The organism is Vibrio sp. WZ-1 (genome assembly GCF_052037695.1).
Classification (GTDB): Bacteria; Pseudomonadota; Gammaproteobacteria; order Enterobacterales; family Vibrionaceae; genus Vibrio.
This window is the reverse complement of record NZ_JBQEQR010000079.1, coordinates 118,667-139,381: the sequence shown is the minus strand read 5'-3', so window position 1 is coordinate 139,381 and position 20,715 is coordinate 118,667. Positions and strand designations below refer to the sequence as shown.

The following is a 20,715-nucleotide window of genomic DNA, read 5'->3' as shown; positions in this document are numbered from 1 at the left end:
GAATATGATCTAGGCAACAGTTCTAACTGAGTGATTGCACAATTGGATACTGTTTAGGATAGTGTTCCTTCGCTAATTCAGCTCCTGTTGAATCATAAAGGCGAAATTGGCACTTCTTGGCTGTACTTGGTAATGGTAACTGCAGCGTCCAACAGGTATATTCTTCCGAGCTGTGTGTGAGCGCCATTGCGTAGGGCTCTGATTTCTCATCAATGAAGCAATCTACTGCTATCGCTTCTTTGATGCGGCTTGCCAGTTCAATAAACAGAGTGTACTGCCCATTGCAGCGGATAGCTTGACGCGTGGGAACGATATACTCGGTTGTTCCAATCAGTAGGCCTTTCGATACGACATAATCACGTTGGTGGTTGTTATCAATGTAGCGCTCGCCATCGACTTCATAACACAGTCTAAAAGTAAGTGGGTGAGCGACAGGAAGCTCTGTGGTAGCCCAAAGTTCGGTACCGTTGTTTAAGAAACGCTCGAAGAATGCGGGGTAACGGCGCCACACACCATCACGGTCTCGACACTCCACCGACACGACTTTTTCGAATGCGATGTTATCCACTTCCATCCAGATTTTACCGACTGGCTGATCAATGTCGTTCTCGGCTAGGGTATTGGCTTTGGCGTAGTTTAACCGGATAGGTTGTAGGTTGATTTGAGCTCGGTTATCCAAACACTGTTGGCGATATTGCATTGGTGAAAATGGGTACCAACGGCGAAAGGTTCGATGAAAGTTAGATGGCTCTTCATATCCGAGCTGATAGGCGATCTGTTGAGTGGTCAGTTGGGTGTCGGCAAGTAGGGTTAGTGCGTGCTTTTTCTTGGCAAAATCGACGCATTGAGAGTAGCTCATCTGTTTTTCTTGCAGTCGACGCTGCAAAGTACGTTTGGACACGCCTAATTGCTGAGCTGCTTGTTCTAGTTTGAGGGCATAATTGCTGTTTTTGACGAATAGAGCATTAAGCACACTCAATAACTCTGGTTGTTCAATTGGTTGGTGTGAAAGCAATAAATATACATGTTTAACCAGATCAAATACGCTCGATTGACTGGTGTTGGCTGCCTTTTTTAATACCAAAATATCGGCAGTGAATGGAGAGTGGACTTGGGGATTCAATTGCACCGACGGATTCAAATTGAGTAGTTCTAATTGCATGCTCAAGAGATCAAAGACGGAATCTGCCCAACTTGGCACTTCAGTGGTGCGACATTCAACTTGCATTTGGATTGTATTTTGGATTCGTCGGGCGTTGACGTACAAACGACGATCAAAAAGTGAGATGGTTTTACTCCACCACAGAAGGCCTTCCTCTAAGTTAGGGGCTTCACTTAGCATTATGCACTGCAAAGCAACTAACTTTTCGATATGCCAATATTCACCCGCTATTCGTAGGTGGTTATGACCTAGTTTTTTGCATAGAAAGGTCGTTATGGTGTTATTTTCAGGCAGCATAAAGTTAGTGACGTCGCGGAAAACGAGCATTATTACTCATGGTAATCTCAAGTTCAGTGAGTCCGCTCAATCCCCTAAGATTTTCAAATTTATTTTGAAGATGTTATTAACTAACGTCGATTTTTCTCTTGGACTGGAAAGTATAAATTGTTGGAATACATAAACGTAATTAAAGAGATTTAACCATGATCCATCTAGTCGCAGAAATTAAAGCTTTTCCAAATCACATTGAACAGGTTACCCAATTGCTGACAGATTTACTTGCGCCAACTCGAGAAGAAGAGGGGTGTTGCCAATACGAATTGTATCTGGACCAGAATATCGAAGGCTTGTTTGTGTTCCAAGAAATTTGGGCATCGCAAGAAGCATTAGATAAGCACCTACAAAGCCCACATATCGCAAAATGTTTTTCTACATTAGAAGAAAACGCGTTGCTTGAATACACGCAAATCCGCCCTTTGAGATTTGTTGGTTAACGATTCGGACAGAATGTTGCCAGTACCTTTTCTCTCTGCTGGCAGCACTTTTCCTGAATGAAATCACGAAAAGTTCGAATCGTAGGGGTGAGCAAACGGCGGTCAGCACAGACCATATAAAGGGGTACTGGACCACAATCCCATTCGGGTAATACGCGTACCAATCTTCCCTCAATCAAATCTTGACTGATGTCCATTAGTGATTTGTTGGCAATGCCTTTCCCTTTAAGTGCTAAGCGATGTGATAGATCGCTGTCGTTGCTCAGTAGTTTGCCACTTACTGTTACTTGTTCAGTGTTACCTGCGCGTGTCAGTGTCCATTTGTTATAGGTGGAATCTGCAACCATATAGCACAAACAGTTATGCAGAGTCAGGTCTTCTGGTTGTGTGAGTGGAGGATGGTTAGCGACATAATCAGGTGATGCACATAAGATACGCTCATTTGCACCGCACAATGCCAAGATGATGAGGTTAGAGTCTGAAGGTTCGCCATAGCGAATAGCGATGTCGACTGGCTTGGTGTACATATCTGTCAGGCTATCGGAGAGCTCCAGCTTGATAGAGACATTTGGGTAGAGTTCAATAAACTCATCAACCCAATCAAGCAGCATGTTACGACCAAAATCAGACGGCGCAGTAATGTGCAGTTGACCCGATAGCTCACCACGCGCGCTGGAAATCTGATCCAAGCCTTCTTGTAAGGTTGCTAATGCCTGGGTGGTTTTATCTAAAAATAGCTCACCTTCTGAAGTTAAACGCAAACTACGAGTTGAGCGTACAAATAACGGAAAGCCAATTTGCCCTTCAAGGCGTTTGATCGATGCACTGATGGCTGCTGGTGTCATATCCATACTGTTGGCGGCTCTCGAAAAACTGCCTTGGCGTGCGGTTTCGACAAAGATATTGAGATCGTTGAGGGCTTTCATAGTGAAAAGGGCTTTTTAGAAGTTTGAGCTACTATAGGGGAGATACCTAGGGCAATTCAAGGCTAAAACATTAGGTGGCACGGCGAGTTTGAGTTAGATTAGCCGGCGACTTTACTTTACCGGATCAATAGCATGAGCCAACAGCAGCCGAATAACCCACTTCACGGGTTGAGTTTAGAGAAAATCGTTACCCGTTTAGTGGAGCACTTTGGGTGGAACGGAATGTATGAGCGCGTTCGTGTGAACTGCTTTAAGAAAGATCCGTCTATCAAATCTTCGTTGAAGTTCCTGCGCAAAACGCAATGGGCAAGAGATAAAGTGGAAGCGCTGTACATCGAAACTTTCTGCTAATTGGTCTTGGTGAAAGCCTAAAAGAGAGATTCCGGATGGCTCGCTTAGACTCGTCCGGAATGCCTTTCTAGATGGTATGTAGAGCATAGAACCCAAACGAGATTCATCATTCTGAACAGTGAGGAATGATGAATCTTCTCTCAGGTTATGTTGCGTTTATCGATCCCTCTATGGTTCACAGTAAGCCGTAAGTAGATTCTTAGTCTCGCCTAGGCTCGCTAGAATGACGCAACTTTTCTTATCGCGTAGGCTGGAAGAATTCCTCAGCATCATTCCCGATTGCGACGAGGTGCGCAGTCGCGGGAACTCTTACATCTAAAGCGAGATTCCGGATGGTTCACTTGGGCTCGTTCAGAGTGACTTTCTAGATTGTATCGTGGAGTTAATACCTAAACGAGAACCGTCATTCTGAACAGCGAGGAACGAGCGTGATTCAGAATCTACTCTCAGGTTATGTTGCGTTTATTGATCCCTCTATGGTTCACAGTAAGCCGTAAGTAGATTCTTAGTCTCGCCTAGGCTCGCGATGTATGGACTCCCTCCCTCAGGGGGGAGCTAGAATTTATGGTGTCAAAGCCTAAATCTAAGGAGTCCATACATGAAAAAGTCTACTACTATCGCCATTGATTTAGCAAAGCACTCTTTCCAAGTTTGTAAGCTTCAAGGAAGTTCTGATGAGTTTAATAAAGCATTTACTCGCGATAAATTAAAAGCTTGGTTAATACAACAACCTCCAACGACCGTGGTTATGGAGGCATGCTCTACTGCCCATTATTGGGGACGGTTCTGTTGCAACCATGGGCATTCGGTTCGCCTCATTGCTCCAAAATATGTCACGGCATATCGAACGGGACAAAAAACAGATAAGAATGATGCAACAGCGATTGCTGTTGCATCTCAGCAAGCTAACGCCCGTTTTGTCGCTTTAAAGTCTATTGATGAACAGGCACTACAATCAATCGATAGGATAAGACAGCACTTGACCGATTCGATGACAGCGACAAGTAACATGGTTCGTTCCTTGCTTTCAGAGTTCGGCTTCAATATCCCCAAAGGACATAGCGCCTTTAAAAAGCACATTATTGAAATTCTGGAAGATGGTCAGAACTCACTTCCTGATATCTTAAGAGAGCACGTAGCAAACGCATTTCATTTGCATGAGACCTTGGCAAAAAAGAGGGCAGATTTAGAAACGAGCTTAACCCAACACCTCAAGCACCATAATGCATGTAGAAAACTTGAAGCTCTAGAGGGCGTTGGTCCAGTCAATGCTTTAGGGCTTTATCTTTCGTTAGGAGCCAATGGCGGTAACTTCAAAAATGGTCGAGAGGCTTCGGCTTGTATTGGACTTACTCCAAAACAGCATAGTACTGGAGGAAGAGTTACCCTTCTGGGTATCAGCAAAAAAGTTGGACAGAAGAAGTTACGTTCAAGCTTGATACAGGGAGCACTTGCTGTTGCGAAGGCTGTAGATAAACGAGAGCCAAGGAATGTTAAAGAGACTTGGCTCAAGTCACTGATTCAGCGTGCAGGGTTAATGAAAGCCGCGGTTGCTTTAGCAAATAAGACTACAAGAACGGCTTGGGCGTTGCTTCATTATGGCAGTGAGTATCAAGCGCCTCTATCTTACGAGTAGTAAGTCAAAGACGTTATTTACATCTTGATATAGCGAAGAACAGGTAAGACCGACCTTGAAGAGCCAGATCATTCCTTTGGATTATTTCCGCGCTCGCGAAATGGCATCAAGGTGCGAATACATCTAGGGTCGAGTTAGCTACTCATTAAAACCCGAATATACGCATGCATCTAATCTATTCTAGCTAAATAAGTTGTAATAACTAGGGAGTCCATATACTAGAATGACGCAACTTTTCTTATCTCGTAGTCGGGAATCTCGACTCTAATCTCCCGCTTCTCGCCTCTTTATTACTCCAAATGATGCGTACTGCCCACGGAGCCTTCCAAGTCTAAAATCGATTGGCGTACGTGGTCTGGAATCGATGCCTTCTCGTTGTTTTTAAAATCAAACATCACACCAGTAGCAGTCGCAATCGTCGCAATCTTGCCCCACTTTTTACTCAGTACCTGGTATTCCATCGTAATGCGGTCTTCTTGCATGTCGATTACCCGTGAGCCAATCAAGAGCGTATCCGGAAACGTCACGGGTAGCTTATAGCGACATTGGGTTTCACTTAGCACTGGACCGATATGGAAGGTCTGTAAATCAACCAGTAGATTAATCTTGTTGAAGTAGTCTAAACGCGCGGTCTCGAAGTAACGAAAGTACACGGCATTGTTGACGTGCTGAAGGGCATCCATCTCTCCCCACGCTACTTTGATTTCGGTAATCACTGGGAATTTTTTTAATAACGTATCCATTGCTCATGTTCCTTTTACATCGTTGTTACTGCAATTTGCCAAGCGACTTATCACTTTGAGTATTTATTCTAGATGGAACTGATTAAAATGTAATAAAATTGTGTGTGAGATGTGAAATAAGATGTTTACTTGTTTTTGTAAGCTAATTACTTTACATAGCCTATTGTGAGGCGTAGGTTTAAGGAAACGTAACCAAAAGGAGATGTCCAATGACAGAACTGAAAGGTTTCAATCTTGCCAGAGTAGAAAAACGAATCGACTGGACAGGTGAGCTGTTTAGCTTAAGGGTTTCTGGTGCGCCTCTCTCCTTCAAGGCTGGACAATTTACCAAACTCGCCTTGCTCGACGAACAGGGCAACCCAATCAGCCGAGCTTACTCGGTAGTGAATGCTCCCAGTGAACAGTTTGAATGGCTCGAATTTTTAGTCGTAGCTAATCCAGAAGGGTTACTTACACCAAGGTTGCAACAGCTTCAATCCGGCGATAGCATCTACGTTGGTGAAACGGCACATGGCGATCTTATTCACGATACCATTCCCAAACATGCCAATGATCTGTGGTTGCTGTCGACAGGCACTGGTATTGGACCATTTCTCTCTTTGCTAGACGACATAAACCTGTTGCCACATAGCGACAATATTGTGCTTGTTCATGGTGTGCGTTATGAAAGAGACCTAGTCTACAAATACCTGATTGAACAGCTTCAACAACGTTATGAAGGTCGTCTGCGTTATGTGCCAATTGTCAGTCGTGAGAGTGTTCAAGGTAAGCTACAAGGTCGTATCCCAGAGCTAATTGCTTCAGGAGAGCTGGTTAATCGTGCTGATTTACCATTTTCTAAACAAAGCAGCTTTGTGATGATGTGTGGTAATCCAGAGATGATCAAAGACACCTCTCCGGTACTGCAAGGACTGGGACTAGAGAAGTATCGTACTCGCACTGGTGGCAATATTATATATGAAAGATATTGGTAGCTGTTGAGTACGGCTACAAACCAATTAAAATCAATAAGAGTTGGTATGCATTGACAAATAATTAAGTCTTTCGCATGTTTGGTATTGAACCTATCGTTTCATCTAAACTTGCGATCGAATCGTCTTCCCATATTTCTGTTCCTATGACTACAATTATCTTAAGAAATAAATTCAATAGCTTAGGATTCAAGGATGATGAACAAAGCTGGTTGGACAGTGTGCCTCGCTACTCTCATTTCTTCTGGCGTAGTTGCTGGAGAATGGGAGATTGAAGTCGGCGGATTTTTCTCTCGTACCGACACCAAACTTAACGCTTACGACCCTTACCTCGACCAAATACGCACCATTGATTTCGAATCCGACCTTGATTTGAAAGAGTTTACCGTACTGCCTTATTTGGAGGTGGAGTATCACTTCAATCCAAAACACAGTGTGTACGTTGATTGGCGCAGTCTCCATCGAGAAGCAACACGCAACGTTGTAACTAAACCTTTTGAAATTACCGTTGATGGCACGACCTACGCGGTGCAGGCTGGCTCGAAGCTTACAACTGAGTTGAATATTGATATTGCCCGTGTCGGGTATGGCTATCAGTTTTACACCAGTGAAAAATGGGCTGTAGATGTGTTAGCAGGCTTGCACGTGATGTGGTTGTCATTAGGACTGGACGGAAAGCTAGGCGCAAAAGTGAGTGGGGTAGACGAGATCCCGGTGATGTTTGTTGATGAGGCGGTTTTGAATGATGTCACGGCACCATTACCTGACTTGGGTATTCGAGCAGAATACTCACTGACAGAAGATTGGATTTTGAAAAGCCATGCGCAGGTATTTTATTTAGCCGTGGATGATATTAAGGGTTATTTACTGGAAGTGGACATAGGTGCTAAATACTTCTTTACCGATCAATTCAGTATGACGGGTTCATTCAACTATTACGAAGTTGGCGTCGATTATGAAAGTGACAAGTCTGCGTTAGATGTGACCTATCGGTTTTATGGCCCAATGCTGACGATGGCGTACCGCTTTTAATGAACGGGAGTCAGTGATAGTGCTCTGAGTTCTTCATGTTGAAATCATTTGGCTATAGCACCACCTGACTTTTACTTAGGTTCCAGTCCGTAAGGGATATCCTTAAATGCTACGGAATGGCGATTGAAGTAGGGGGCTTGATTCACTTTTTGCCAGTCTAACAACATGATTGCGAGAACATTTCGGTGTTCTCCATACTGAAGATCAAACTCCCCATCAACGGAAGGGATCATCCCTTGTTCTAAGTTTATTGAACTCTGAATGGCTTCTCTTGTTTTTGTCACGACAGGATCGTCTTCCAGCCCAGCCAGTAGAAAAGTGATACCCACTTCAGCAATCACATCTTCCTTTGCTCTCAGCAAGATTGTGTCTACATTTTCACGGAAGTAGTCGTAAATCCATTGGTGCTTCGCTTCATCTACTTGGTTTTGGTAGTAACGAGAATCAGCAAAGACAATGTGAGTCATGCCATAGAGCTTGTTCATATACTGCTGTGGAGAAAGCTTTTTGTCACTTTCATCAGGATAAGTTGCACGAAATGTACGTGTAAACTCATCGACTACGTCTTGCTCTCCTAACTGACGTAACCAATATACTTGATTGGCTAGTTGTGCAGCCCAAGCCTCAATCATTTCAGGGTCGTTTGCATAGATTGAAAAGTCATAGCGCTTGATGATTTCTCTGAGTTTTTGATCTTCTATATGTCTCAATCCATATTCATCTGCTCTTGCTAAAGCCCCCAGGAGATCAACGCCAAGGAAAATGTACTCAGGGTGGTGTTTTGTTACTGTATATCGTCTTTGGCTTCGCTCATCTTGTTTCTTATGGTATCCAGCTAAGCGCTTTTCAGAATATAGAATGATCTGTTCAGGGGAGTGTACTCGGGCAGCAATGCGATTTAAGCGACTTGCCACTTGTGCCATATCAGTCCAGATTGCCGGAATATACTTTTCATCGAGTGTTTGACGGTACATGCGAAGACCAAAGTGTCCTTCTTTGAACGCGCTAAGAGAAAAAAGTTGGCTTTCGTAAGTGGTCTTAATGACCTGAGCTGATTGAGAGTAAGTAAGAGGGGGCGTCTCCTCGACAGCTAGAGCGTTGGCCACCAGAGAGCCAGAGAGAAAAATAACGATGCCAAGATGCTTGCAACGCATAACAACATTCCATAACAAGAAGGGTGGTTTACAGTACCACTGATAATCTAGTGAAATGTAAGCGATTGGTCAGGCTAATGTTTTGTTTTACATCACGGTTTCTATCGCTTACTTAATCATTCTATAGGTAAGGTTGATGCGCTCGCCTTTCTTTAACTTTGTTTTCGGCACGCAGTGTTTCCAGTGATGTTGTATTTCACCTGCCATAATAAGTACTGAGCCGTGGGTTAATTCAACTTCAATGACTGAATTGTTGCTTACATGCTTAAGAAGAAAGCGCCTTGATTCGCCGAGATTAATTGAGGCAATGATTGGGTTTAGGCCTAGCTCTGATTCATTGTCTTGATGCCACCCCATCGAATCCTGACCATCTCGGTATAAGTTTGCGAGAACAGAATTGAAAGGTGATTCACATAGACATGAGACTTGTTCTCGTAGCTTTTCTAGCTCAGGCGTCCAAGGGTGAGGGGGCATAGTTAAACCAGAATAGGTGTAAGAGCGATCGCCATGCCAAGATTGTAACCTAGGTTGTAAGACGGATTTACCAAATAACCTAATAGATTTTTGTTGCCAAGGTAAGCCACTTCGAAGTGCATTAAAGTAAAGGTCAGCTTCAACTGATGAGAGAAAATCTTGTTGAAAGTAGAGTTTCCCATTTGGAATGTGCTGCCAAAGTGAGCTTTTAAATAAATTTTCCCGCATCTGTATCTCATTTTTTTTGTGAAAGTGATAAAACTACCAACTAGGTATTACTTTTACTATTTTCGTTGGTTATTCTTAAAATTAATAACTATTTTAACAATAATAATTTTCGTGACTATCACGAAACAGTGAGGACCCGATGCGATATTCGTCGAAGAAACGCTATGGTTTTGCGTTGTTTTTCCTCACTTTTATTGCTTGTTGCATTGGTGGAATTGAGCTTTATCAGCACAATCAGCATTTGCTCTTACAAGAGCGACTTCAAGTAAAAGCGAGAGAGAAATTATCCATCATTCGCTCTAACCTAGAAGCAGAAATGATGGCAGATATTTATGCCACTAGCACATTGGCCACGCTAGTAACGCTATCATCCAGTCCAGATGCGTCAGAGTTGGAGGATGCTTCTAATAGAATCCTTTTAAAAAGTAACCATATTGAAATCATTGGGATCGCTAAAAATGATGTCATCCAATATGTATACCCACAGGAAGGTAATGAGCGCATTATAGGGCTAGATTATAGAAAAGTGCCTGAACAATGGACTCAGATCCAAAAAGCAAGAGATATTGAAGAGATCTTTATTTCTGGGCCAGTAAATTTAGTTCAAGGTGGACGAGGCCTTATTGTTCGTGTTCCTGTGTTTGTCGACCCTCCAAAAAACAATGAGTATTGGGGCTCTATTAGCACGGTGATTAATATGGAAAGCTTGCTAAGAACTTCTGGAATTCTTGATTACTCTATGTTGAGTGATCTTGTCATTCGGGGTTACAACAGCATGGGATCTCAGGGAGATATCTTCTTTGGTGATAAATCCAACTCAAAAGAGGTGATTGCTGCTGAGACCGTTCGTTTTCCTTATGGTAGCTGGGCATTAGAAGTATATGAGAGCCGTGATTTATATCATAAGCTTCCTTGGTATGAGTTGAATGTAGCAAGGTTAATCGGTTATCCGGTGCTGTTTTTTCTGGGCTTTTTCCTTATTACTATTTATCGATTGTATTTGATTGCTGATAGTCGGGCTTTCCACGATGAGCTGACGAAATTACCGAATCGACGTTACTTCATGAAATCCTATCGTCAGCAATTTGAAATTGCGAAACGTTACGACAAGCATTACGACTTTGCGCTTATCAATATTGATTTAGACCGATTTAAACACATCAATGATACCTATGGTCATGATGCAGGTGACAAAGTACTCGTTGCATGTGCTGATAGAATCAAAAATAGTCTTCGACGTTCTGATATTGTTGCAAGAATGGGAGGGGATGAATTCTTGGTGATGATGCATAACCCTAAGTCAGAAGACAATATCCAAAATTTGCTACAAAAACTCAGGTATATTCTTTCTTCTACGCCTGTGATTTATGAAGATGAGTTGATCTATATTCGAGTAAGTATGGGATACGCAATTTTCCAACCCTCTTTAATGTCAGCGGAACAAATGATGAAAATCGCTGATGAGCGAATGTACAAGCAGAAACACTTTGGATTGTAAAAGCCTTGATAATCAAGGCTTTTGGCTTTTAGATTTGCTAATGAACTAACTTAAACTTGCTGAGCTGCGTATTCAGCTCCTGAGTATCTTTTTGATACCCCAAAACCACTTCGCTGAGTGTGTCAGCTTGTTGGCCTGTTGTTTTGGCTATCTCTGCTAATATGTCGACATCTTTGTCGACAGCTTCGCAAGCTTTAGACTGCTCTACTGTAGAGTGGGCGATAGTGTTGATGTGATTATTGACATTTTCAATGCTGGTTTCTAACAATGACACGCTATTGTCAACGCGCTTAACTGCCTCAAAAGTAATATCACTGGCATTTTTACTTTTGGCCATGTTTTCCACAGAAAATCGCGTTTTTTCAGTGATCTGATCTAATAACTTGCTGATATTTTCTGTTGCTTCTTGGCTACGTTGAGCTAAGTCTCGAACCTCAGAAGAGACAACGGCAAAACCTCTACCATGATCTCCTGCCCTCGCGGCTTCAATTGCTGCATTGAGCGCTAACAAATTTGTCTGCTCTGAAATACCATTAATCGCTTCAACAATTTGGCCAATGCTTTGTGTGTCGGATTCCAGCTCAGCCATACACTGTTCAGTCGCTTGGATTTGCTCAAGTAAGCTTTTTACGGAGACGAATGAACGCTCACTCTGCTGCTGACACTCTTGGACTTTATTATTCATTTCACTAGTGTCACTCAACGCTCTCTCCGTGGATTGAGCGATCTCAATACTTGACTGAGCAAGTTCTGTCATTGCAGTGGCGATATTGTCACATTTAGCAATGGTTGAACGGCTACTATTGTCTAGCTCCTGAGTTGAGTCGACAATACTATTCAAACGCTCGGTGTTGTGAGTATTTGTATCCGTTACATTGAACAATAAGTCTTTAATATTCTTGGTTAACTGGTTGATACTGTTCGCAATAGCAGATATTTCATCACGTCCATTGTGGGTGAGCTCAACAGTAAGATCATGTTGTTCAGTCATATGGCCGAGTTTCTGTTTCATGGAGCCAACTCGATATCTCAAACTACGTACTAGCGTCGATACTAGACCCAGCAGCAATATTGAGGTGATTAGGGTGACGCCAATAAGGACATTGCGGTTGAATACCGAGTCTTTTAGTAAAGCTTCAGCATGAGCTAACATGTCAGATTGCATTTCATTGCGAAGCTGGTTCAATAACCCAATTCGTTGTGTTGCAACCGGAAACCACTGAGTTGCCGAAGGGCCTTCTATTGATCCAAGATTGTTTTCTTGTGCCAAAAAACGAAGTTGGATTTCTTCTACATTTTTCCATGCAGGTTCTCGTTGAACTTGCATTAACTGCTCTTGGTATGACGGCAACATCGCAATATGAGCTGCTCGCAGGGCATAGTCCCCTGACTGGATGTAACTTTTAACACTTGAAAAAAGCACCGGGGTTGCGGTTTTGCTAGCAAATACACCATTAAGTGCCCCACGAACTTGTCCTGCTCGTTCTTTCATTGTCACGATTGCAACAAGGGAGTCGCCTATAAGAGTGAGTTCGTTACTCTGAGTTTCGGCGATCACTATTTTAATGTTGTCGATGATGAGTTGGTTGAGATTTGAGTAGTAATGAAATGGTGAAATATGAGGTGCCAGTTGATCAACACCACTTCTGACTTTGCTAAGTTGTGCTAGTTGTAGGTGAATATCTTGTGCAAGTGATGTAGTCAGCTTGCTATCAAGCATGTCAGTATTAGATTGGGAGAGAGCAGAGACGGCAAGGTCGACTTTTAATCTTTGTTGGCGGAGTTTATTCACAATTTCTGGGTTTCCTTTGCTACCCAGTACTCCTGCTGTGAGCCCTCTTTCTACTGCCAAATTATGCGCCAAGTTATCGTAATTAGTGGCCAAATCTACCAACTGTGTATCTCTTATTGCTATTTTAGCTTGTCGCTCTAAAACTAGGACATTTTGGGTAGACAGTATGATGGCAATCACAAGTGGAATTCCTGCCACGATGCATACCACTACATATAAAGGAAATCGGCGGAGTAAGCTTGTCATTTTGGTCTCCAACTTGGGTTTTATAACGTCGATGCGAGGTCATTTTTCCTCAGTTAATCAAAGTATAGGAGAGCCTTTATGGGATTAATTGAGTATTCGCTTTGGCGTCCGCTTTTTTTGTTGATGAAGTGATTAATATCAACAAATTGAGTGGCAGAATCTGGTTTGATTTGCAAAATGAAAATGCATTTTGCGAAAGGTTTGTTTAAATACTCATCAATATGCACTAAAAAACAAGGAAAATGAGCTTTTGCAAAGTTGGCACGCATCGTGCTTTATACAAAGTGACCCTTATTAAGCCGAGGGTCACCTAGCCAACTGACGTTGTTAGTGAATACATATTGTTCACAGTTATATACCGCCAATCACAATATTGTGATTGGCGTTTTTTCTTTCTAAAGATCAATAATTTGTGCTTCGTCTCCAGTCTCACCTGATTCTCCACACTTACTGTAACAACTTGGTTGTCGCGGGCAGACTGCTCCTCTAGAGCAAATCAATCTTGCTTGAGTTTGAATACCACGCTCTATCCAGTTGATATTAAGAATTTTTGCGATGGTAGTGAGATCTTTCTTAATATGCTGGGGGATAACCGTACTTCCACCTGACGTCACACACAGTGACTTAAGCTCTTCGGCTATCTCAATGGCATCCCCACCTTGTGCAGAAATGGCAGGGTTAAGATCAATACCAGCACAGAGTACACGGTTGTTACCTGCAGGATCGAAGACGTTGACAGACTCACAGCAGTAGATTCTTGGTTCATCTCCTACGTTGAGGATGGAAATTTGAGCTGAGCTCGTATCTAGTGGTTGTGATAAGCGGCGGAATACCGCCCAGTGCTGACAAGGATCGTTCACTTTACGCATGTTGCCCCATGGGAGTGGGATACCATTACCTCGATATACGGCTTTGAGCTTACCTGGACCATAGGCATCAAAGTAATGCCAGTGCGGATAAGGAGACACTACCGTCATACGGCGCATCGCCACCGAAGGTGAAACCCCCGCTTTTTTGTGCACATCGATTTCATAGCCAGAACGATCAAGCAACTGGCGAAACGGCACTTTTGGACATAATAGTGCGCCTGCAAAGAAGCTCGATTCAAAATCACGCCAAGCTTGCAGAATGTCTTGTGAGTTGAGCTCAGAATTAGAGACCTGTGCGCCACTTTGCTCCCAGTTGTTCTGGTGACCAATAGACAACACGTTACTCATGCCATCACTGCTGTGCAGGACTCGATGGCCGATATACACGGCTAAATCGTACTTCAAACGAGTAGGGTAATCGCGCATACGTTTGTTTAAATAGATGGTTCCAGGTGCTTCCATAAAGGAAGTAATCAACTGCTTCGCACTCACACCGAGTTCGTCGATCACATCTTGTGGAGAGCGATCTATCCAACGAATGTCTAGCCCCATCGATTTAGCAATATCGATTAAATCCTCTACCGACAGGTTTAAACGCTTCAAACCAACTTCTTCGGCAGCTCGTTCTAGATCGGGGAAGTGGTTTTGGTGATTTTCTTGGTGCGCCCGAATTAAGAGATGCGCGAACTGACGCCCGGTGATACCGGTCTGTGAGAGCATTTCAGGTATCGCGATTTGTAGGATTTCATTAGAGAATAAGAAGCTTGGCTCTAAAGCCATACCACTGATGCCTCCTCGATTCCCCTTGTTAGGTGTAATGGCTTCGAGTTCAGGCTCATCATCCAGAAACCAAGTAGGTTGTTTTTGGAAAACTTCAGCAATAACTTCCAACATATCAATACTTGGAACGCGTTTTCCCCGCTCAATCATAGATAAGTAAGATACAGAAGGAGCATACTCTGGATTAATTCGTACGCAGCGCGCGGACAAATCCTCCATCGTTAAATGGTTGTTTTTCCTTAGGTTGCGAATTTTCGTCCCTAAGAAGTGAGATTGGCGTATAAGACTTTTTGACACAGACATTTTGTAAAATTCACATTGTAAAATTTTTGTTGTGAAATTGTAGTCAATAATTCGCTAGTCTACATAATGAGCAGGCAAGGAAATTAACCATCTACTTCACAGAATTGTCTGAAACTTAAACAAAGGTTTTAAGTTTTTACTCTAGGAAGAGTGTTTAAGTGCGAGGAAACGACGATGAATATGCTAAATTTCGATAAAAATGACATCCAACAACAAGAACGCCCATTTATCGCTGAAGCAGTATTTGCCGTCGAGGCGGTATGTGCTGAGCAGCAGAGCGAGAAACAAGTTAAGGCGAAGCAGCTACTAGACCGCATGTTCCCATTAGAGAGCGGCTCACATCAAGATGTATCAAGCTACGTTATCGACTACCGCCATGTTATGGCTTACTTCAAAGACGGAACACACAGTGGTTTGAAAAGCCCAAAACATTTCGTGGCATATACAGGTGAAAAAGAAGATCCAAAATCAATCCTATTTAAAGACGAATCTGGCAGTCACGCTGAAGTGATGTTTGGTTGTCACAAGGGTACTGGCTGTGTGGAGTTGATGGATATTGATGATATCCAACTGGAAACGAGAACAACTTTTAGCCCAGAACTTACTGGTAATGCTCCAACTGCAATGCGTCATTGGATCAGCCTAATCAAAGGCGACAAGAAAGGTAAACCAATGGCATGCAGTGAAGACAAAGAGTACACCGCGAAAAACGGCGATGATTACTTCCTAAGCTACTGCTACAGCATTGATTAAATCATCGATAGCTTAGCCGACTAACTAAGCAGCCCAAGAAAAGCAAAACCCCAAGCACGCGCTTGGGGTTTTTAGTTCTGTTGAACAAAGCATTTTTATTGAAGCTCAGTTTTACAACGGCATCACTCGGTTTCTACCTAACTGCTTGGCTTCGTAAAGTTGCTTGTCCGCACGTTCGACTAACGCTTCCGCACTATCACCTACACGGTACTCTGCCACACCAAAAGATGCAGTGATACTTTCGATCTGTTGCCCTGAACGCTTATCTTTAACTCGAAGTTTTTCTATGACGCGTCGCAATGTATCGGCATATTGGCGTGCAATTCGTAAAGACTTGTTCGGTACGACCAATGCGAACTCTTCACCGCCAAATCGATAAGCACTAATGCCTTCTCTGCAACTTTGCTGGAGCTTTTTGGAAATGGCTTTGATAACGGTGTCACCAAACAAATGGCCATAGTTATCGTTGAAAGTTTTGAAGTGATCGATGTCCAGCATAATCAAGCTCAGTGCTTGATTGCTACTAGTAAGCATACGTAAATCGTTATCAAACGCACGGCGATTGTACAACTGACTCAGTCCATCAAACAGTGCGTCTTTTTGCACCTCTGACAGTTGTTGCTTCAAGCGTGAGATTTCTTCGCTTGCATTGCTAAGCTGGTTGTTCAAAAAACGGGTGGAATGACGAATTTCTCTTGATTCTGAAACTAATTGACGAATTACACCCATGACTTCTTCAATGCTCAAACCGTCATCTTCCACTTTTTCCAGGCGGCCAAAGCTTTTATCTACCATGTCGGAGAAAGAAGAAGTGTCGGTCAACGTATCCGTCATAGAGCTTGCAACCTCACCAAGCAGAACCTCAACATTTGTCTTTAGCTCTTCTAAACTGGTTTCAGACTTACTGGCTACATAACTGTTGTATAACTGTTTGTTGGTTGCTGGTGGGCAAACTTCGTAGTTTTCAAGCACCATATCCAACTCCTGGTTTAACTCAGGAATGGTTTTGTCCACGTAGGTATACCAAAGCGCATAGTTAGCTGGAGTGGCAGCTACGTGGTTTTTTATCATCAATGGGACTGCTTTTTTTAAGTTTGCAGTCGATTTTTTAAATTCGTCACTCATTGTCGCGAAAGCACTAGCAAACTGTATTGCGCATAGGTTAGCGAATTTTGGTTAATATCGCTTTAATTTTTGTCATTTTTAGTCCAAAAATTAAAAAAAACTTGGCTCACTATCAAATAGTTTGCTGAATGATGTCAGGTAAACCATATGCAATTACTATTTCAGTACACCTAGACAAGAGCTTCCTATTGCCATGTTCTGACACAGTGATCGATCTCAGGCTCTACTCGTAACGTGTTGAGAGAGTTTAATTAAATCTGAGATAAAATCATGAGTATTGGCTTATATTGGTTTACCAACGACTTGAGAGTGCACGACAACCCAAACTTAACTAAAGCTACTTCGGAAGTTGATCTTCTTGTCTGCCTTTATTGCTACCCCAAGATATCTTCTTATTTAGCTCAATATGCGCAAGTGTCTCAGTTTGGTGTTGCGAAACAACAGTTTCTGGATGAGTCATTATTTTGCCTCAACTCATCTTTAAATACATTGAAGCAGCGATTATTGGTGGTTATTTTGCATCCTTATCATGCGATAAAGCATGCTATTGAAAACTTCGGTGTCTCACGTCTTTATGTCAGTGCTATTTCGGGTTGCGATGAACAAGCCGTGCTTGCGAAGTTACAAGTTGAATACCCGCATATTTCTGTTGTCCAACAAGAGGCGCAAACTCTTTTTTGTGCTAGGCAGTTGCCATTTAAAACAGACGATTTACCAGATACTTTTACGAAGTTTCGCAAACAAGTTGAAGCGCTCCATATTTCAGAGCCAGTCGAAAAAGTCTCTGCACTCCCACCTGCGCCGGAAACTCTCCCGATATCAACACTGAGCCTAACTCGCGACTTGAAGCCAGCGCTATTTTCAGGGGGAGAGCAAGCTGGGCTTGAACACAGTCGCCAGTATTTTTCCTCGACATTAGCCAGTGAATATAAGCAGACGCGTAATGGCTTAGATGGTATGGATTACTCGACTAAGTTCTCCCCTTGGTTAGCCCACGGTTGTCTGTCGCCGAAAACTATTTATGGCATGTTGAAACGTTATGAAGCGGAGAATGGCGCAAATGATTCAACCTATTGGATTTACTTCGAACTGCTTTGGCGTGAGTACTTTTATTGGTATGCACGTCGATACGGACGACGGTTATTCCGGTTTGGTGGTATTCGCAATCAAGTTCCTTTGACGAGCTTTTATGCACATCGTTTTCAGCAATGGAAAAAGGGAGAAACCCCGTTTCCCATTGTGAACGCTTGCATGCACCAACTTAACGAAACGGGCTATATGTCTAATCGTGGCAGACAGTTGGTCGCCAGTTGTTTGATGCATGAGCTAGGGCTCGATTGGCGCTATGGCGCTGCGTACTTTGAGTCACAACTGGTTGATTACGATGTGGCATCGAACTGGGGAAATTGGCAATACCTCGCGGGCGTTGGTGCTGATCCTCGTGGCTCACGACAATTCAATCTCGAAAAGCAAACCGAAATGTACGACCCGCACATGGAGTTCATCAACCGATGGCAAGGACGCAGTGTAGACGCGTGTTCGGATAGTGTTGATATGGTTGACTGGCCAATCATGAATGAACGCACTGAAAAGTCGTCATCGCAGGAGAAGTCATAATGCAATTTGAAACCCTACGATTGGTCTTGGGTGATCAACTCAACAGTGAGCATTCTTGGTTTAAGCAACCAGATGACCGTGTTCTTTACCTGGTGGCGGAGCTCAAGCAAGAGAATACCTACGTGACGCATCATATTCAGAAAGTGTGTGCGTTTTTCTCTGCGATGGAACAGTTTGCGAAAGAGCGTCAGAGTGAAGGCCATCAAGTTTTGCATCTCACGTTGGATGACACACAATCCTTCGACGATCTGGAGCAAGTCTTAAATCACTACGTGAGCGAAGTTGGTGCAAGTAAGTTTGAATATCAACGCCCCGATGAATACCGTTTACTAGAGCAGTTAGCCAAACTAAAGCTTGATGGGGTCGTGGCGCGATGTGTTGATTCGGAACACTTTTTGTTGCCGTTTGAGGAGATAGAATCGCAGTTTCCTCAAGGCAAACACATCATGATGGAGCACTTTTATCGCCGCATGCGCAAGCGCTTCGACATCTTGATGCAAGACGGCAAACCAGTTGGCGGGAAATGGAATTACGATGCCCATAACCGTAATAAGCTCAAGGTCAAAGACATTGAACAACTGCCACAACCTTTGATGTTCAGTACCGACGTACGTGGCATTATTGAGCGGTTGGCAAAACATGACATCAAAACCACCGGAAATCTTGGGGGTGACTTGCTGTGGCCGATTAATCGCGCGCAAAGCCTCTCTTTACTCGCACATTTTTGCCAAGTCTGTTTGCCATTGTTTGGACGTTTTCAAGACGCCATGATAGGTCAGCACGATGCTAAGTGGAGCTTATACCACAGCCGAATTTCGTTCTCGCTGAACAGCAAGATGCTGCATCCGAAAGAGGTGATTGATGCCTCTCTTAAGGCGTTTCACTCCAACGCGGACATCGACATTTCTCAAGTCGAAGGGTTTATTCGCCAAATCTTAGGTTGGCGAGAGTACATCCGTGGCGTCTATTGGGCAAACATGCCTCATTACCCGAAAAAGAACGAGTTGGGCGCAGAAAGAAAGCTGCCAGACTTCTTTTGGAATGGCGAAACCAAAATGGCCTGTATGCGCAATGCGATTGGTCAGTCTCTCGATTACGCCTACGCACACCACATCCAACGTTTGATGGTGACTGGTAATTTTTGCTTGTTAACCGAGATAGATCCAGACCAAGTGGATGAGTGGTATCTCGGTATCTATGTTGATGCAATTGAATGGGTCGAAATGCCGAACACTCGTGGCATGGCGTTGTTTGCGGATGGCGGCATTGTTGGCACCAAGCCTTACGCGGCGAGTGGCTCTTACATCAACAAGATGAGCGATTACTGTAAGGGTTGCCATTACGACAATAAAGCGCGCAGTGGCGAAGGCTCGTGTCCGTTTAACAGTCTTTATTGGCGTTTTATGAACAAGCACGACAAGCGTCTCGCAACCAACCCAAGAATCGGGATGATTTTCCGCTCTTGGGACAACATGGAAGAACAACAACGCCAAGCGATACTCGATACCGCAGAGCATTACATAGAAAACGTGGAGAACTTGTGATGGAAATACTCATCGTCGGTGGCAATGGTGGAATTGGTTTGGCGATGGTGCAAGAAGCCGCCGCTCGGTTCCCTCAAGCGCGCGTGCATGCCACTTATCGTAAGCAGCAACCAGATTGGCAACACCCAAATGTGATTTGGCATCAACTGGACGTGTCGCAAGATGAGCGGGTGAAAGCGCTTAGCGCGCAGATTGAACATGTCGATTGGTTGGTCAACTGTGTTGGTATGTTGCACACCAACGAGAAAGGCCCTGAGAAGAACCTTAGCTCGCTCGACGCCGACTTTTTCCAACAAACCATCGCAGTGAATACGCTACCCAGTGTTTTGTTAGCCAAATACTTTACGCCCAAACTCAAACGTAGTACTGCACCCAAGTTCGCTACCATATCGGCCAAAGTGGGGAGTATTAGTGATAACCAGTTAGGTGGTTGGTACAGCTACCGAATGTCGAAAGCTGCGCTAAATATGTTCCTTAAAACCATGTCGATCGAATGGCAGAGAATGGTCAAACATGGCACGGTGCTTTCACTTCACCCAGGTACTACGGATACCGCTTTGTCGGCACCTTTCCAGACCAATGTGCCAGAGAGAAAGTTGTTCACACCAGAGCGAGTCGCAAAGGATCTATTTGGCTTGATAGAAAAAGCAACCCCGCAAGGTAGCGGGGCGTTTTGGGCTTATGATGGGACGTTATTGCCTTGGTAAAAGCGTTATTACAAAAGCAAAGCAGCACGAT

The 20,715-nt window shown here is 43.5% G+C and carries 18 protein-coding genes; 10 read left to right on the top strand and 8 right to left on the bottom strand.

Going from position 1 to position 20,715, the window contains the following annotated elements; genetic code table 11:
• Positions 1-22: 22 nt before the first annotated feature.
• Positions 23-1,459 (bottom strand): helix-turn-helix transcriptional regulator, encoded by a 1,437-nt coding sequence (locus ACTS60_RS15440; RefSeq protein ID WP_440889159.1) that lies wholly within the window; start codon positions 1,457-1,459, stop codon positions 23-25.
• 185 nt (positions 1,460-1,644) lie between these two features.
• On the opposite strand from ACTS60_RS15440, the gene ACTS60_RS15435 reads away from it, so the two are divergent.
• Positions 1,645-1,935: a putative quinol monooxygenase gene (locus tag ACTS60_RS15435; RefSeq protein ID WP_440888955.1), complete on the top strand. Its 291-nt coding sequence runs from the start codon at positions 1,645-1,647 to the stop codon at positions 1,933-1,935.
• Here ACTS60_RS15435 and ACTS60_RS15430 read toward each other — a convergent pair.
• A complete protein-coding gene (locus ACTS60_RS15430; RefSeq protein ID WP_440888954.1) occupies positions 1,932-2,861 on the bottom strand; it encodes a LysR substrate-binding domain-containing protein in 930 nt (309 codons plus the stop codon). The two genes, ACTS60_RS15435 and ACTS60_RS15430, sit on opposite strands and share 4 nt — an antisense overlap.
• A gap of 132 nt (positions 2,862-2,993) precedes the next feature.
• Here ACTS60_RS15430 and ACTS60_RS15425 point away from each other — a divergent pair, with 132 nt between their 5' ends.
• Together ACTS60_RS15425 and ACTS60_RS15420 are read left to right on the top strand one after the other, a co-directional pair.
• Positions 2,994-3,212, top strand: coding sequence for a VF530 family DNA-binding protein (locus ACTS60_RS15425; protein WP_005374929.1), 219 nt, complete (start codon positions 2,994-2,996; stop codon positions 3,210-3,212).
• Between the two features lie 598 nt (positions 3,213-3,810).
• On the top strand, positions 3,811-4,848 hold the full coding sequence (locus ACTS60_RS15420) for an IS110 family transposase (protein WP_440888953.1): 1,038 nt from the start codon (positions 3,811-3,813) through the stop codon (positions 4,846-4,848).
• Positions 4,849-5,138: 290 nt separating this feature from the next.
• On the opposite strand, the gene ACTS60_RS15415 is transcribed toward ACTS60_RS15420, so the two are convergent.
• Positions 5,139-5,591 carry an acyl-CoA thioesterase gene (locus tag ACTS60_RS15415; protein ID WP_440888952.1) on the bottom strand — a complete coding sequence of 151 codons (453 nt, stop codon included), beginning with the start codon at positions 5,589-5,591 and terminating at the stop codon, positions 5,139-5,141.
• A gap of 209 nt (positions 5,592-5,800) precedes the next feature.
• Here ACTS60_RS15415 and ACTS60_RS15410 point away from each other — a divergent pair, with 209 nt between their 5' ends.
• Positions 5,801-6,565 (top strand): ferredoxin--NADP reductase, encoded by a 765-nt coding sequence (locus ACTS60_RS15410; RefSeq protein WP_440888951.1) that lies wholly within the window; start codon positions 5,801-5,803, stop codon positions 6,563-6,565.
• 192 nt (positions 6,566-6,757) lie between these two features.
• Positions 6,758-7,594: a DUF481 domain-containing protein gene (locus ACTS60_RS15405; RefSeq protein ID WP_440888950.1), complete on the top strand. Its 837-nt coding sequence runs from the start codon at positions 6,758-6,760 to the stop codon at positions 7,592-7,594.
• A gap of 71 nt (positions 7,595-7,665) precedes the next feature.
• Here the strand turns inward: ACTS60_RS15405 and ACTS60_RS15400 are convergent, their stop codons facing one another.
• Together ACTS60_RS15400 and ACTS60_RS15395 are read right to left on the bottom strand one after the other, a co-directional pair.
• On the bottom strand, positions 7,666-8,748 hold the full coding sequence (locus tag ACTS60_RS15400) for a DUF3541 domain-containing protein (RefSeq protein WP_440888949.1): 1,083 nt from the start codon (positions 8,746-8,748) through the stop codon (positions 7,666-7,668).
• Positions 8,749-8,856: 108 nt separating this feature from the next.
• Positions 8,857-9,456, bottom strand: coding sequence for an alpha-ketoglutarate-dependent dioxygenase AlkB family protein (locus ACTS60_RS15395; RefSeq protein WP_440889158.1), 600 nt, complete (start codon positions 9,454-9,456; stop codon positions 8,857-8,859).
• Between the two features lie 133 nt (positions 9,457-9,589).
• Between ACTS60_RS15395 and ACTS60_RS15390 the strand changes: the two genes are divergently transcribed.
• On the top strand, positions 9,590-10,948 hold the full coding sequence (locus ACTS60_RS15390) for a diguanylate cyclase (protein WP_440888948.1): 1,359 nt from the start codon (positions 9,590-9,592) through the stop codon (positions 10,946-10,948).
• Positions 10,949-10,985: 37 nt separating this feature from the next.
• Here the strand turns inward: ACTS60_RS15390 and ACTS60_RS15385 are convergent, their stop codons facing one another.
• Together ACTS60_RS15385 and ACTS60_RS15380 are read right to left on the bottom strand one after the other, a co-directional pair.
• Positions 10,986-12,986, bottom strand: a complete 2,001-nt coding sequence (locus ACTS60_RS15385; RefSeq protein WP_440888947.1) for a methyl-accepting chemotaxis protein — start codon at positions 12,984-12,986, stop codon at positions 10,986-10,988.
• A gap of 395 nt (positions 12,987-13,381) precedes the next feature.
• The gene (locus ACTS60_RS15380) at positions 13,382-14,938 is read right to left on the bottom strand and encodes a DUF3612 domain-containing protein (protein ID WP_440888946.1); all 1,557 of its coding nucleotides are present in this window, start codon (positions 14,936-14,938) and stop codon (positions 13,382-13,384) included.
• 174 nt (positions 14,939-15,112) lie between these two features.
• On the opposite strand from ACTS60_RS15380, the gene ACTS60_RS15375 reads away from it, so the two are divergent.
• Complete coding sequence (locus ACTS60_RS15375) at positions 15,113-15,691, top strand: malate synthase (RefSeq protein WP_010450715.1); 579 nt, start codon at positions 15,113-15,115, stop codon at positions 15,689-15,691.
• 111 nt (positions 15,692-15,802) lie between these two features.
• Here ACTS60_RS15375 and gefA read toward each other — a convergent pair whose 3' ends face one another.
• Positions 15,803-16,816 carry a diguanylate cyclase GefA gene (gene gefA, locus ACTS60_RS15370; protein WP_407833707.1) on the bottom strand — a complete coding sequence of 338 codons (1,014 nt, stop codon included), beginning with the start codon at positions 16,814-16,816 and terminating at the stop codon, positions 15,803-15,805.
• Between the two features lie 270 nt (positions 16,817-17,086).
• Here gefA and ACTS60_RS15365 point away from each other — a divergent pair, with 270 nt between their 5' ends.
• The 3 genes from ACTS60_RS15365 to ACTS60_RS15355 are packed head-to-tail and all read left to right on the top strand — an operon-like array spanning position 17,087 to position 20,684.
• A complete protein-coding gene (locus tag ACTS60_RS15365; protein WP_440888945.1) occupies positions 17,087-18,433 on the top strand; it encodes a DASH family cryptochrome in 1,347 nt (448 codons plus the stop codon).
• On the top strand, positions 18,433-19,977 hold the full coding sequence (locus ACTS60_RS15360) for a cryptochrome/photolyase family protein (RefSeq protein ID WP_440888944.1): 1,545 nt from the start codon (positions 18,433-18,435) through the stop codon (positions 19,975-19,977). The genes ACTS60_RS15365 and ACTS60_RS15360 overlap by 1 nt, the downstream gene beginning before the upstream one ends.
• Positions 19,977-20,684: an SDR family oxidoreductase gene (locus ACTS60_RS15355; protein ID WP_440888943.1), complete on the top strand. Its 708-nt coding sequence runs from the start codon at positions 19,977-19,979 to the stop codon at positions 20,682-20,684. The genes ACTS60_RS15360 and ACTS60_RS15355 overlap by 1 nt, the downstream gene beginning before the upstream one ends.
• Positions 20,685-20,715 lie beyond the last annotated feature (31 nt).

Coding starts and splice junctions, on each gene's coding strand:
- ACTS60_RS15355 (WP_440888943.1), top strand. CDS start 19,977: ATGGAAATACTCATCGTCGGTGGCAATGGTGGAATTGGTTTGGCGATG.
- ACTS60_RS15405 (WP_440888950.1), top strand. CDS start 6,758: ATGATGAACAAAGCTGGTTGGACAGTGTGCCTCGCTACTCTCATTTCT.
- ACTS60_RS15415 (WP_440888952.1), bottom strand. CDS start 5,591: ATGGATACGTTATTAAAAAAATTCCCAGTGATTACCGAAATCAAAGTA.
- ACTS60_RS15440 (WP_440889159.1), bottom strand. CDS start 1,459: ATGCTGCCTGAAAATAACACCATAACGACCTTTCTATGCAAAAAACTA.
- ACTS60_RS15410 (WP_440888951.1), top strand. CDS start 5,801: ATGACAGAACTGAAAGGTTTCAATCTTGCCAGAGTAGAAAAACGAATC.
- ACTS60_RS15435 (WP_440888955.1), top strand. CDS start 1,645: ATGATCCATCTAGTCGCAGAAATTAAAGCTTTTCCAAATCACATTGAA.
- ACTS60_RS15380 (WP_440888946.1), bottom strand. CDS start 14,938: ATGTCTGTGTCAAAAAGTCTTATACGCCAATCTCACTTCTTAGGGACG.
- ACTS60_RS15425 (WP_005374929.1), top strand. CDS start 2,994: ATGAGCCAACAGCAGCCGAATAACCCACTTCACGGGTTGAGTTTAGAG.
- ACTS60_RS15390 (WP_440888948.1), top strand. CDS start 9,590: ATGCGATATTCGTCGAAGAAACGCTATGGTTTTGCGTTGTTTTTCCTC.
- ACTS60_RS15365 (WP_440888945.1), top strand. CDS start 17,087: ATGAGTATTGGCTTATATTGGTTTACCAACGACTTGAGAGTGCACGAC.
- ACTS60_RS15400 (WP_440888949.1), bottom strand. CDS start 8,748: ATGCGTTGCAAGCATCTTGGCATCGTTATTTTTCTCTCTGGCTCTCTG.
- ACTS60_RS15420 (WP_440888953.1), top strand. CDS start 3,811: ATGAAAAAGTCTACTACTATCGCCATTGATTTAGCAAAGCACTCTTTC.
- gefA (WP_407833707.1), bottom strand. CDS start 16,816: ATGAGTGACGAATTTAAAAAATCGACTGCAAACTTAAAAAAAGCAGTC.
- ACTS60_RS15430 (WP_440888954.1), bottom strand. CDS start 2,861: ATGAAAGCCCTCAACGATCTCAATATCTTTGTCGAAACCGCACGCCAA.
- ACTS60_RS15385 (WP_440888947.1), bottom strand. CDS start 12,986: ATGACAAGCTTACTCCGCCGATTTCCTTTATATGTAGTGGTATGCATC.
- ACTS60_RS15360 (WP_440888944.1), top strand. CDS start 18,433: ATGCAATTTGAAACCCTACGATTGGTCTTGGGTGATCAACTCAACAGT.
- ACTS60_RS15375 (WP_010450715.1), top strand. CDS start 15,113: ATGAATATGCTAAATTTCGATAAAAATGACATCCAACAACAAGAACGC.